This window comes from Pedobacter sp. UC225_61 (assembly GCF_044452285.1).
Taxonomy (GTDB): Bacteria; Bacteroidota; Bacteroidia; order Sphingobacteriales; family Sphingobacteriaceae; genus Pedobacter.
Genome location: NZ_JBIOAL010000001.1, coordinates 373610 through 386283 on the forward strand (window position 1 = coordinate 373610; position 12674 = coordinate 386283).

Consider the following 12674-nt stretch of genomic DNA (forward strand, 5'->3'; position numbering starts at 1 on the left):
TTTGTCGTCACCTTGGATTGGAGCTAAAAACCTAAACTATTCAACGCTTTATCAACTAAAAGACTATCTACTGCTTTTAAATTAAAGGTTACTTTACGTTTTGCTTTTAATTTAATCACGAATAAATCGGTATTTCCTTTTAGCGTTTGCTTATCGCCTATGTTTACAAACGTAGGATATAAGGCTTTTTTACCATTTGTATGCAATCTATCGTAGGTTAGGTTTTCCATATCCTTAACGGCTAAGCCCTGTACACTTACAAATTCAAAGTCTTGTGGGTTGTAAGGCAAACCAAAACTCAATGCATTTACACCACTTAGATTAGTTCCTTTTACCATTATCTCTACAGTTTCTCCTTCGTTGTAACTTGATTTTGCGGTGCTTAGGGTAATGCTTCCTGTTAGTTTTTCGTTCTTATCAATTTCTACCCCACCATCTAATTGTACAGCTACGTTCGAAATATCATACACATCTATCAAGTCATTTTTGTTAATATCGCCATTGCTAATGTAACCATCAAAATCGCCATCGCCTTTACGTAAACCAGTATAATTGGTGTAAGAAGTGATATCATTTGCATCAATTAATTTATCGTTATTAATATCACCTGGAATAAAGCTTTCCGTTCCTGGCACTTTAAATACATATAATTCTCTGCCAGAACCAAAGCCACCAACACCTTCTGTCACTGCAATTTTGATGTAACGTACAGTTGGGTGATTAGCAAAATCAAATGTTTTCGTATCACCGTTTTTAGCCCACGTAAATTTACCAGCTTCTGTCCATGTTGTTTTATTGCTGCTGTAGTAGATTGTTCCTTTTAGCAACACGCCATTTCCTCCGCCTGTACGTGGTAAATAATTTAATTTTTCTAGTTGGTTTACACTTTTCAGATCTATAACTAGATCAAACGGCACTGAGTTCTGACCCCACTTGGTATGCCAGCCATTGTCTTCCTCAAAATCAAACAGTTTATTAATTCCTGCTCCACCTTGATTTTCTGCAGTAGTTTCTCCTTTTATTCCTTTAATGGCAAATTGTAACGGATTTACTGTTGTGGTAGCTTTAATATCTACCCAATTAGAATACCCATCTTTATTGGCTGCTCTTAATTTAAATGAATAAGGAGTTTCTGGTTTTAATCCATCGAATAAAAATGTAGTATCCTTAATAGTGGTGTACACCATATTGTTAAAATCAATTTCATAAAAATCAGCATTGCTTACTGCTTTCCAAGATGGTTTTAAGGTAAAAGCGGTAGTATTTTTTGCTGAAACCTGTGCTACTGTTGGAGCAGTTAATGTGCCAGATGTAATACGGTATTTATCCGCAGGTGCAAAAACGAAACCTTTAATTTGCACCGTAACTGCATTTGCACTGATATCAGTTGATGCTAACTTTACAAGAACCTGTGGATTTTTAGTCATCGCAACTTTTTCAAATTCACTGCCTTTAGTTGCAAAGCGATTTAAATTTGGTGAAGCTTCGTAAAAATATCCATTTTGCAGTTTTGCAAATTCATCAGCTGATTTTGCAGCCTCTAATTTTACACTTTTACCACCAACAGTTGCGGTAACTTTTTGAGGCTGATCGGTTACATTTATAGTAAACAAAGTCGATTTCTCTTTTACAAAACCCTCAAAATCACCTTGAGTAGGATTGATGGTTAGTGTTGCAGTAGTTTTATCTACAGAAGAGGAAATCAATGTTGTTGCTCCTTTGCCCAATTTGTAAGCTTCTGTTTTTCCATCGTCATCATATGCTGTAAAAGAGCTAGTTCCTGAGGGATAAACTTCGTAACTACGTACTGCATTATTAATTTCAGAAACATTATTATTTGCATTTACCATTGGGATAATTGCTCCGCTTTTTACAAAAACAGGCAGTTTCCAAATTGGTGTATTAAAGCTATTAATGACTGTATTTCCAGTATACTTTTCACCTGAAAAGTAATCTATCCACGTTCCCTCTGGCAGGTAAATATTGTTACGAATATCATTTCCTTTTTCATCGGCTTTTGTGGCTTGATAAATTGGCACCACCAAAAAACTAGGGCCATATAAGTATTCATATTGTGTTGCAGTACCCAATGTAAAAGCATTTGGATCAGTTAAAAATAGTGCTCTAATGATTGGTAAGCCATTTATTGCTTCTTTTGCAATACTATAACTATAGGGCAATAACTCCGATTTTAGTTTTAAATAATTACGATTGATAGAAGCAGCTGGTTCACCTTGTGCGTGTGGATATTTTTGACTTGAGCCCCAACCATCCATATTTAATTGCATTGGTGTAAATGTTTTCCATTGGAAATCTCTAATGTTTACTGGAACATTTTTACCACCAAAAATACCATCCACATCTGAAGTAATGTTTGGTTGACCGGATAAACCTGAGCCAATATACGTTGGAATGTGGAAACGAATATACTCCCAAGCACCACCGGTTTGATCTCCAGACCAAATGGTTGCATAGCGTTGTGTACCTGCCCAACCATCTAAGGAAATAATAAATGGTCGGCTGTCATTTCCATAATATGGAATGGTTTGACCAACATCGGCAACGCCATTTAATCCAAATGAATACCCCGCACCAACCCAAGCTACATCGGTTTTAAGTACTCTAACGCCTGCATCTCTAACTTCTTTTAAAATATCACGTTGTAATAAAGGACTAACTTCTGGTTTTGGGTATAAATCAGATTGGGTCCATAAACCAATCTCTACTCCGTTTTTACGGGCGTAATCACCAAAGCTTTTTAAGTTTTCAATGTTGCCATCTAAGGTTTGAGTTTGACCGTAACCAGCACCATAACCATCGTTAGGTAAAATCCAGCCTAATGGCATGTCGTGTTTTTTGTACCTATCAATTACGCCACGAGCAGAAAATTGATAGTTATTTTTTTCACCATTTAACGATTCCTTAATTCCTCCATTGTCCTTTTGGCTTTCCTTGTAGGTTTTACCATCTTCAAATAAAAGTCCTGCAGGATCTTCCTTCCAATAATCGCGATTAAAAGCGTTTAAATGACCTTCATAAAATCCGAATTTGGGTAACAATACTGGATTTCCTGTTAATTGATAGAAATCATTTAATAAAGGCACAGCCCCATCGTTTACCATAAAAAACAAATCCAAGTAATCTGTTTCGTGGAAAAGTTTAACCGTTCCTTTGCTTTTTGCGCCGAAATCATATCTACCTTGCTTAAAAGTGTACCATAATATGCCGTATCCTTTAGTTGTCCAATAATAAGGTGTTGGAGAAGCTACCCCACCATCTGTCCAACTGTTTTGGTTTTCTATGGCAATTGATTTCCCTTTGTGAGAAAAACGGCCATTTTGTACACCACCACCATAATAATATTCTTCCGGATTTTCTTTTAAGGTAAGTGTAACTCTATTTTTTTCAAACTGAATAGGTTCTGTTTCTTCGGCTACTACAGCTTGAGTTTGTAGGTTGATTACTTTAAATAAGTTTGTGTTTTTATCTAGTAAGAGTGTAATTTTTGCCGTTGAGATAAAAATTTGACCACTTTCATCTTTCAACGTAAGTTTTGAAACTGGTTTGCGTGGATTATTTACTAAAATTTGTGCAGCTGGCTTAGCTTCTGGATTTCTTAGTATACCACCATTATTATCTTGAAACATTCTGAAAATGTTCTCTCCGTAAAAATCAATGGTTAAGCGTTTATTATCGTCGTAAAGAATTTCAACAGTTGTTGGATTAATAATTTTTGCGCCGGTAATTTTAGAATCATATTTAAATCCTAATGATGATTTTACTGATCTACTTGCTTGCACATTTACTTGCGAGAGTAGCAGCATGATTACCGCAAAAATGATACCCTTAAAAGTGGTCTTATTAAGTTTCAGGTTCATGATGAATAGAGTGTATTTGTGTGTGTTGGTTAGTTGAATAAGGATGATTAAGTTGGCTAATGTAAACAACAAGATTGTTTTTTTAAGCATATTTTATACTTTAAAATCCGCTTAATTATACTTTAAAGCCAATAAATGACGAATCCAGCAATCTCAAACGTTTGTGTAAGATTTGTAAAATCTTAACATAGGTCAATGAAACTTTCACGATTTATTAAATATCTTTACAAAAACTTAAAAAAATTTATAATGAAATTAAAAATCACTTCAATCTTATTACTAGCAGTTATAGCTAGCTTTTCATTAGTTGCTTTTACAGCAAAAGATGATATTTATAAAGTAGATCTTACTAAATCTAGCATCACATGGGAAGGCAAAAAATTTGCAGGTTCTCATAATGGTACTGTAGATTTAACTTCTGGTAACTTAAATTTTAATGGCAAAAAATTAACAGGTGGTGGTTTTGTTGCAAACATGACTACAATTAAAGATGCTGATAAAAATGGTGGCTTAGAAAAACATTTAAAAGCAGATGATTTCTTTGGTGCTGATAAATTTCCTGCTGCAAACTTTGTGATTAAAAAAGTAGAAGGAAATGGTGCTAATGTAAATATCACTGGAGATTTAACTATTAAAAACGTTACTAACTCTGTTACGTTCCCTGCTACTTTAGTTTGGAATGCAGATAAATCAGTTACTGCAACTGCGGATAAAATTGTGATTGATAGAACTAAATATGGCATTCAATTTAAGTCTAAATCAGTTTTCTCTAACATTGGTGATAACTTCATTTATGACGAATTTACTATAGCGGTAAAATTAGTTGCTAAAAAATAAGGGGAATAACTAGATAAAAAAGACCCAATGGAAACATTGGGTCTTTTTGTTTTAAAGCTATTGTTATTTCAATTTGCAATATATACCTTTAACTATGTAAGAAAACGCTTTTTTACGTTACATAAGGAGCTAAATGTTAGACACTAACATCAATTTATTGGTTATAGATGACGATGATATTAACATTTTTATCATCAAAAAAATTGTAGAAAAGACAGGATATGATATTAATATGGTGTCTAAAAGTAATGGACAACAGGCAATAGCGTATTTAAATGATGTTATTTCGGCAAACCAACCCTTACCGCATCTCATTTTAATAGATATAAATATGCCAGTAATGAACGGATGGGAATTTGTAGAAGCTTATCAAACTTTAGGGATTGAACAACGGGTAGATTTATACATTCTTTCTTCTTCCGTTTACGAGAACGATATCGAAAAAACGAAAAGTTATAGCACTGTAAAAGGCTTCATTTCAAAACCACTTTCTATAGAGCGTTTAAAAGAATTAATAAAAGAGTTGGAGCATTAATTACACAATTTTAAAGCGGTCTTCTGTTAATTCAATAAAAGCTTGACTTTTTGTTTTGGAGTGATAAAACAAGCACTTCCAGTTTTCTGCAGCAGCTTTTTGCCCGAATTCTTCTCTAAGCTCCATTGCTTTACGACCATCAAAATCATATTTAGCTATGAACTTTCGTAGCAACTCTTCAGGCTCTGGTAAAACATCACCTCCAAAAAACACTTTATCTTCTCCATCATCTACTAGAAAAACTTGATGATATGGACAGTGGGCTCCAGTTAATTCGTAGCTAATTTCGTCTGTTAATTTTCCTGAACCCTCTACAAACTTCAGCTGTGCGTTACGTTGTAAAAATTCAAAAATTTCGGTGTGATAAGAAGATGAAGTACTGGTGAATGCAGTTTCCCACTCGCCTCTTTGTATAACATAAGTTGCATCTGGAAAACTCAGTTCCATTTTACCATTTAGATGATGAACCATACCGCCAGAATGGTCGAAATGTAAATGTGACATTAATACCATAGTTACATCTTCTGGATTGAAGCCTGCTTTTTTAATGTTTTCATGTAAGTGCAACTTTCCATCAGCATTGCTGTAACCTAACCCTGTATCAAATAAAATTAACGCATTTGCAAGCTTCACCAAAAAGGGTTGTACATGAATAAATAACGATGCAGGTCTATCTTTTGGATTATCTTTTGTTGGATCGAATGGAAGAAATTTTTTGGTAATATCAACTGAATAAGAACCTTCGTGTAATGTGTGAACTTGCAAAGACATGGGTTGTTTTTTGGAAAGAAATTAAATGATATATTTACGAGCAATAGGACAAATATATGGAACCTGTATGAACTTATAGTTATGGGAACCTTTGAATAATAAGAAAACTTGATGGAAAAAAGATGGGCTCAGATTGACCAAGGTGATGTAGAAACGTGTAAAACGCTTGCCCAAGAGTTAAATATAGATTACGCTTTAGCTCAGTTACTAGTTCAAAGGGGTGTTTCTAATTTTGAGGATGCTCGTTACTTTTTTAGACCAACGCTCACTCAATTGCATGATCCTTTTTTAATGAAGGATATGGAAAAAGCCATTGTTAGAATTACATCGGCTTTGCAAAACAACGAACGAATATTAGTGTATGGTGACTATGATGTAGATGGTACTACTTCAGTTGCATTGACTTATAGTTTCTTTAGTCAGTTTACTAGTGAAATTGCATATTATATTCCCGACAGACATTTAGAAGGATACGGAATTTCTACTACTGGGATTGATTTTGCAAAAGAAAATGGTTTTACCTTGATTATTGCATTAGATTGTGGAATTAGATCAGTAGACAAGATTGCTTATGCTAATTCTTTGGGCATTGATTTTATCATTTGTGATCACCATTTGCCAGGTGATGAATTGCCAAATGCCACTGCCGTATTAGATCCTAAAAGAGAAGATTGCGATTATCCATTTAAAGAATTATCTGGTTGTGGAATTGGTTTTAAATTGGCACAAGCCTATTGTCAAGCAAATGATTTACCAGATGAAAAATACGAGCAATATTTAGATTTATGCATGGTAAGCATTGCAGCTGATATTGTTCCTATTGTGGATGAAAATAGAGTAATGGCTCATTTTGGGTTAATAAAACTAAACGAAAATCCGTGTTGTGGTTTAAAAGCTTTAATGCAAATTGCTGGTAAAACCGAAAGCTATACTATAACCGATGTTGTATTTTTACTAGCTCCACGTATAAATGCCGCAGGGCGGATGGGGGATGCAAAAGATGCTGTTAAAGTTTTACTAAGCGATGAGGTTGTGTTAGCCGATGAGCAAAGTTTATTTATCAATTCACAAAATACCGAACGCAAATCTTTCGATCAAAATATTACATTAGAAGCATTAGCGATTATTGAAGAAAGTGAATTATTGAGAAATAGGAAGACTACAGTAGTTTATCAGCAAAACTGGAATAAAGGTGTGATTGGGATTGTAGCATCTCGTTTAACAGAAAAATATTACCGACCAACCATTGTGTTAACAGAATCAAATGGCAATTATACAGGTTCTGCTCGCTCTGTTGTTGGTTATGATTTATATGAAGCGCTACTTTCTTGCAGCGAATTATTAGAACAATTTGGTGGTCATAAATATGCCGCTGGTTTAACCATTAAACCTGAAAACTTAATTCCATTTTCTGAAAAATTTGAAAGTGTAGTCGCTTCAACCATTAGTCCTAATTTGCTTATTCCGGAAATAAAAATTGATTGTGAAATTGAATTGAGCCAAATTGATGCTAAATTTTATCGTGTATTAGCACAAATGGCACCATTTGGCCCACAAAATATGGCACCAGTCTTTGTAAGCAAGGGCGTAACTTTAGTTGGCCCAGCGCAAATTGTTGGTACAAATCACTTAAAGTTGAGTATAAAACAACAAAATTCGACTATTTTTGAAGGCATCGCTTTTGGTTTAGGAGAATTTGAAGCTAAACTAGATCCGAATAAAACTTTTTCTGTGTGTTATACCATTGAAGAAAATATTTGGAGAGATAAAAAACGTTTGCAATTAAATATAAAAGGAATTAAAATTGATTAATTATCATTCGTCATGCCGAACTTGTTTCGGCATCTGTTCTGTTTGTTAGAAATAGATTCTGAAATAAATTCAGGATGACGTAACATATAAAAATATGATCTTAAGAGCCGAAAATCTGGTTAAAAAATACAAGCAACGCACAGTTGTGAACCATGTATCTTTTGAAGTAAGTCAAGGAGAGATTGTGGGTTTATTAGGCCCCAATGGTGCTGGAAAAACGACTTCATTTTACATGATTGTTGGTTTAATTAAACCAAATGAAGGTACTATTTTACTAGATGGTTTAGACATTACAAAAGACCCAATGTATCGAAGGGCGCAAAAAGGAATTGGTTATTTAGCACAAGAGGCTAGTGTATTTAGAAAACTTACGGTAGAGGACAACATTATGGCCATTTTAGAAATGACCACTTTAAATAAAGAAGAAAGACACGAAAAACTTGAAGAATTAATTAACGAGTTTAGTTTACATAAAGTAAGAAAAAACCGAGGCGATTTACTTTCTGGAGGAGAACGTCGTAGAACGGAAATTGCTCGTGCTTTGGCTGCCAACCCTAACTTTATTTTATTAGATGAACCTTTCGCTGGAGTTGATCCAATTGCAGTTGAGGAAATACAAACCATTGTAGCTAAATTGAAGAAAAAAAATATCGGAATCCTAATTACAGATCATAATGTGCAAGAAACATTATCTATTACTGATAGAGCGTATTTGCTTTTTGAAGGAAAGATTTTAGAATCTGGCACACCTGAAGTATTAGCGGCCAATGAAATGGTGCGCAAAGTATATTTAGGCTCAAATTTTGTACTGCGTAGAAAAAATTTATAATCTTAGGATCTCACATGGCAATTGTAAATTCTATTTTTACTTGGTATATGAAAAAGCGCATTCATCAGATTGAGCTTTTTAAAAAATATCCACTAGATGTGCAAGAAGAGTGGTTACACACGTTGATTTCTAGTGCTCAAAATACCGAATGGGGTAAATTATACGATTATAAATCCATTCTTACCGTTGGTCACTTCAAAGAACGCGTGCCTATCCAAAATTACGAAACGTTAAAGCCTTATATCGAGCGCATGCTCAAAGGTGAACAAAATATCCTTTGGCCATCAGAAATTAAGTGGTTTGCAAAATCGTCTGGCACTACTAGCGATAGAAGTAAATTTATTCCAGTATCAGAAGAAGCCTTGGAAGAATGCCACTATAAAGGTGGAAAGGATATGATTTCCATTTACTGTAACAACCGACCAGACACACAGATGTTTACCGGCAAAGGATTGGTTTTAGGGGGAAGTCATCAGATAAATCAGCTATGCGAAGATATTCATTACGGGGATTTATCAGCTGTACTTATAAAGAATTTGCCCATGTGGGCTGAATATTATAGGACGCCTGATATTTCTATTGCATTAATGGATAATTACGAAGAAAAAATGGATAGAATGGCAGAAGCCACCATTAAAGAAAACGTAACTAGCATTTCGGGCGTACCAACATGGACTATTGTTTTAGCTAAAAAAGTATTAGAATTAACTGGCAAAAAAAATCTATTAGAAGTTTGGCCAAACTTGGAGCTTTATTTTCATGGTGCGGTAAACTTTACACCTTATCGTGAGCAATTTAAGGAGTTAATTCCTTCTAAGGACATGTATTATCTGGAAACATATAATGCTTCCGAAGGTTTTTTTGGCATACAAGATCAAGATGACTCAGAAGAATTATTATTGATGCTTGATTACGGTATATTTTATGAATTTCTTCCGTTAGAAAACATAGAAGAAGAAAATCCAAAAACGTTATCATTAGAGCAAGTAGAACTCCATAAAAACTATGCGATTATTATCACCACCAATGCTGGTTTATGGCGCTATTTAATTGGAGATACCATTCAATTTACTTCTCTTTCTCCTTTCAGAATTAAAATTACAGGTCGTACGAAGCACTTTATTAATGCCTTTGGTGAAGAAGTAATAATAGATAATGCCGAAAATGCATTAACCAAAGCATGTATTGAAACAGGCGCAAAAGTAAAAGATTATACAGCATGTCCTATTTATTTTAAAGGTGAAGATGTTGGTGGTCACGAATGGATTATTGAATTTGAAACACAACCAAAAGATTTTGAAAAGTTTATAGATGTTTTAGATTTAACCTTACGCGAAGTAAATTCAGATTATGACGCAAAACGTTTTAAAGATATGGCATTACGTCGCCCCAAAGTTCATAATGCACCTATAGATACTTTTTACAAATGGCTTAAAGCGAGTGGGAAATTAGGCGGCCAACACAAGGTTCCTCGCTTAGCAAATGAGCGCAAATATGTAGATGAAATATTGAAAATGCTTTAATTAGGTATGCTTATTGATAGGTAACTGAAAACGATTATCTATGGACTTTAATAAACTTACCACCAGATTTAATATCTTCAAAAAAATTGCGCAACAACTCCTTCTCAATAAAAACAATACTTTCAAAAAAGTGCAAGAAGGTTTAAAAAAAGCCGACAAGCATAAAGGAGTTTTAACTGCTATTTGGGATCAATTACAATTACTTTTTGAAGTAGCTAAAGCTTACTCTAATGGAAGTTATACCACTATTCCAAGAGGCTCCATTGTTGCAATTGTTGCCGGTTTATTGTATTTCATTTCACCATTAGACCTTGTTCCTGATTTTATTGCAGGTTTAGGTTTTGTAGATGATGCACTGATTTTAAGTTTAGTATATAAACAGGTTGCAAAGGACTTAGAGAAATATTTGAAGTGGAAAGCAGCCCAGAAAAACATCATTCATATTTAACTAACCTATTGACTTCAAGTTTTCATAATTTCTTAATTTGGAATTAAGGTTTTTTTCGCTAAATTTAAGTAGCTAATAAACAAACTATTATGAGAACTGTACAGCAAATTCTTAATACCAAACCTATTCAAATTTATAGCGTTAATGCTACTACTTCGGTTTTAGATGCGCTTAAAATAATGACAGATAAAAATATTAGTGCGTTATTAATTATGGATGATGAACGCTTATTAGGCATTTTTACAGAGCGAGATTATGCTAGAAAAATCGTTTTGCTGGGTAAGTCATCAAAAGACACGTTAATTAGTGATGCAATGACTACTAATCCTATTACCGTAAGTCCATCAGATAGTATTGAATTGTGCATGCAAATCATGACTGACAAACACATTAGGCATTTACCTGTTATGGCAGCAGATAAAGTAGCTGGAATGGTTTCAATTGGCGATGTAGTAAAGTTTATTATCGCCGATCAAAAACAAACAATTTCTCAATTAGAAAGCTATATTAACTCTTAGGTTTGTTGTTTGGTTTTTTAGTGCTATATGCTCAAAAAAACCAAACAACTAAAAACCAACAGTCTAATCTTTCCACCTCCAATCACCTGCAATTTTTAACGGCTCTTTTAAGTTTTGGCTTTCTAAAAACGCTTCCAGATCTTTTTCATTTTGTTTTGCAACAGGAATTTTTGGTGTACTTGCTAAAGCATAAGTAAGCATTGCTGAATAACGCACCGTATTTTTCAATTCTTGCTCATCTACCAATCTAAATAGATCTCCATCAGAATGATAATAAGGTCCAGAATTATTAGGTAATCTGCCACCAAAACCTCCACCAGTAGGTATTCCTTCTAACATAAATGGCTGATGATCGCTATGCAAACCAGCACCTGCTTGAAATAAGTTCTTAAAATTAGTATCAACTTGCGCTACTTCTCCACCCCAACCTTTAAACAAAGGTTCCATTTCTTTTCTTGTGGTCGAAAATCCTTTTGGATCATTAGTCATATCATAATTTAACATAAAACTAACCTGATCTAGTGTACCATTTTGTTTAGCTTGAGCAATATATGCTTTAGAACCTAATAAACCTTGCTCTTCACCCATGAATAAGACAAATTCTACTGTTCTTTTGGTTTTAAGATTTAATTTTTTAAATGTACGAGCCATATCTAGAATAGAAAAAGATCCTATCCCATTATCAATAGCTCCAGTAGCTAAATCCCAACTATCTAAGTGTCCACCAACAACAATTTTTTCTTTAGGGAATTCTGTTCCTTTAAAAGTGGCAATTACATTACGAGCTTTAATTAATCCAGAGAAATTAGTCATTTCGATCGATGCGATTTGATTAGCTGTTTTTAACTTTTCTTTTAAAGCCATTCCGTTTTCTAAACCAATACATACTGCAGGAATTGGAATTAATTTACCTGTAACCGAAGCTGTGCCTGTCAGTAAAACACCATCTTTCACGGTATTAATAATAATTACACCAATTGCACCATATTTTGTAGCAATAGCTGTTTTTTCAGAGCGATGCAGCGAGGCTGTTCCACTTGGAGAACCTGGCAATACACCTAGGTAAATTAAAGCAATTTTGCCTTTTACTTTATCGCCCAATGGCTGATAATCTGATTCCAAACCGTTACCAACATCAATTAAGTCAGCGGTTACTTTTGCAGCTACTGGCGAATGAGCCAATGTTACGGCTTTCATTGGCATTAATTCGTTGACAGAATTACCTATTTTAACAGCAATTGTTTTCCTATCCCAACTCTCTACTTCAAAAGGTTGATATTTAACATCACATCCATAAGATTTCAATAAATTGTAAGCGTATTCCTCAGCTTTTGCACCATTTGCAGAACCAGTTAAACGATGCCCAATAGTTGTCGAAGCATCTTTTAATGTGCTATACGCTTTTGAATTATTTTGTACTTCGGTATTAATCTGTTTAAAAACAGGCCCGAAATTATCTTGTGCACTGGCAGATAAACATAAACTTGTAAGTGCTACTAAAAAGAAATTCTTCATCAATCTAA

The 12674-nt window shown here is 34.2% G+C and carries 10 protein-coding genes; 7 read left to right on the forward strand and 3 right to left on the reverse strand.

What is annotated here, in order from left to right; all coding sequences use genetic code 11:
• Positions 1-23: 23 nt before the first annotated feature.
• On the reverse strand, positions 24-3968 hold the full coding sequence (locus ACHMWN_RS01875) for a TIM-barrel domain-containing protein (protein ID WP_397297290.1): 3945 nt from the start codon (positions 3966-3968) through the stop codon (positions 24-26).
• A gap of 159 nt (positions 3969-4127) precedes the next feature.
• On the opposite strand from ACHMWN_RS01875, the gene ACHMWN_RS01880 reads away from it, so the two are divergent.
• Complete coding sequence (locus tag ACHMWN_RS01880; RefSeq protein WP_397297291.1) at positions 4128-4715, forward strand: YceI family protein; 588 nt, start codon at positions 4128-4130, stop codon at positions 4713-4715.
• Positions 4716-4848: 133 nt separating this feature from the next.
• Positions 4849-5250 carry a response regulator gene (locus ACHMWN_RS01885; protein ID WP_397297292.1) on the forward strand — a complete coding sequence of 134 codons (402 nt, stop codon included), beginning with the start codon at positions 4849-4851 and terminating at the stop codon, positions 5248-5250.
• On the opposite strand, the gene ACHMWN_RS01890 is transcribed toward ACHMWN_RS01885, so the two are convergent.
• Positions 5251-6015, reverse strand: a complete 765-nt coding sequence (locus ACHMWN_RS01890) for an MBL fold metallo-hydrolase (RefSeq protein WP_397303519.1) — start codon at positions 6013-6015, stop codon at positions 5251-5253.
• Between the two features lie 117 nt (positions 6016-6132).
• On the opposite strand from ACHMWN_RS01890, the gene recJ reads away from it, so the two are divergent.
• The 5 genes from recJ (at position 6133) to ACHMWN_RS01915 (ending at position 11151) form a co-directional block, all read left to right on the forward strand.
• Positions 6133-7833 carry a single-stranded-DNA-specific exonuclease RecJ gene (recJ, locus tag ACHMWN_RS01895; RefSeq protein ID WP_397297294.1) on the forward strand — a complete coding sequence of 567 codons (1701 nt, stop codon included), beginning with the start codon at positions 6133-6135 and terminating at the stop codon, positions 7831-7833.
• Positions 7834-7927: 94 nt separating this feature from the next.
• A complete protein-coding gene (gene lptB / locus ACHMWN_RS01900; protein WP_397297296.1) occupies positions 7928-8662 on the forward strand; it encodes an LPS export ABC transporter ATP-binding protein in 735 nt (244 codons plus the stop codon).
• 14 nt (positions 8663-8676) lie between these two features.
• Positions 8677-10185, forward strand: coding sequence for a GH3 auxin-responsive promoter family protein (locus tag ACHMWN_RS01905; RefSeq protein ID WP_397297297.1), 1509 nt, complete (start codon positions 8677-8679; stop codon positions 10183-10185).
• Between the two features lie 40 nt (positions 10186-10225).
• Positions 10226-10633 carry a YkvA family protein gene (locus tag ACHMWN_RS01910; protein WP_397297299.1) on the forward strand — a complete coding sequence of 136 codons (408 nt, stop codon included), beginning with the start codon at positions 10226-10228 and terminating at the stop codon, positions 10631-10633.
• Between the two features lie 89 nt (positions 10634-10722).
• Positions 10723-11151, forward strand: a complete 429-nt coding sequence (locus tag ACHMWN_RS01915; RefSeq protein ID WP_397297301.1) for a CBS domain-containing protein — start codon at positions 10723-10725, stop codon at positions 11149-11151.
• Between the two features lie 63 nt (positions 11152-11214).
• Here the strand turns inward: ACHMWN_RS01915 and ACHMWN_RS01920 are convergent, their stop codons facing one another.
• The gene (locus tag ACHMWN_RS01920) at positions 11215-12666 is read right to left on the reverse strand and encodes a M28 family peptidase (protein WP_397297302.1); all 1452 of its coding nucleotides are present in this window, start codon (positions 12664-12666) and stop codon (positions 11215-11217) included.
• Positions 12667-12674 lie beyond the last annotated feature (8 nt).

Excerpts from the sequence above, each read along its gene's own strand:
- ACHMWN_RS01920 (WP_397297302.1), bottom strand. The coding sequence starts at position 12,666 with ATGAAGAATTTCTTTTTAGTAGCACTTACAAGTTTATGTTTATCTGCC.
- ACHMWN_RS01875 (WP_397297290.1), bottom strand. The coding sequence starts at position 3,968 with ATGCTTAAAAAAACAATCTTGTTGTTTACATTAGCCAACTTAATCATC.
- recJ (WP_397297294.1), top strand. The coding sequence starts at position 6,133 with ATGGAAAAAAGATGGGCTCAGATTGACCAAGGTGATGTAGAAACGTGT.
- ACHMWN_RS01905 (WP_397297297.1), top strand. The coding sequence starts at position 8,677 with ATGGCAATTGTAAATTCTATTTTTACTTGGTATATGAAAAAGCGCATT.
- lptB (WP_397297296.1), top strand. The coding sequence starts at position 7,928 with ATGATCTTAAGAGCCGAAAATCTGGTTAAAAAATACAAGCAACGCACA.
- ACHMWN_RS01880 (WP_397297291.1), top strand. The coding sequence starts at position 4,128 with ATGAAATTAAAAATCACTTCAATCTTATTACTAGCAGTTATAGCTAGC.
- ACHMWN_RS01910 (WP_397297299.1), top strand. The coding sequence starts at position 10,226 with ATGGACTTTAATAAACTTACCACCAGATTTAATATCTTCAAAAAAATT.
- ACHMWN_RS01885 (WP_397297292.1), top strand. The coding sequence starts at position 4,849 with ATGTTAGACACTAACATCAATTTATTGGTTATAGATGACGATGATATT.
- ACHMWN_RS01915 (WP_397297301.1), top strand. The coding sequence starts at position 10,723 with ATGAGAACTGTACAGCAAATTCTTAATACCAAACCTATTCAAATTTAT.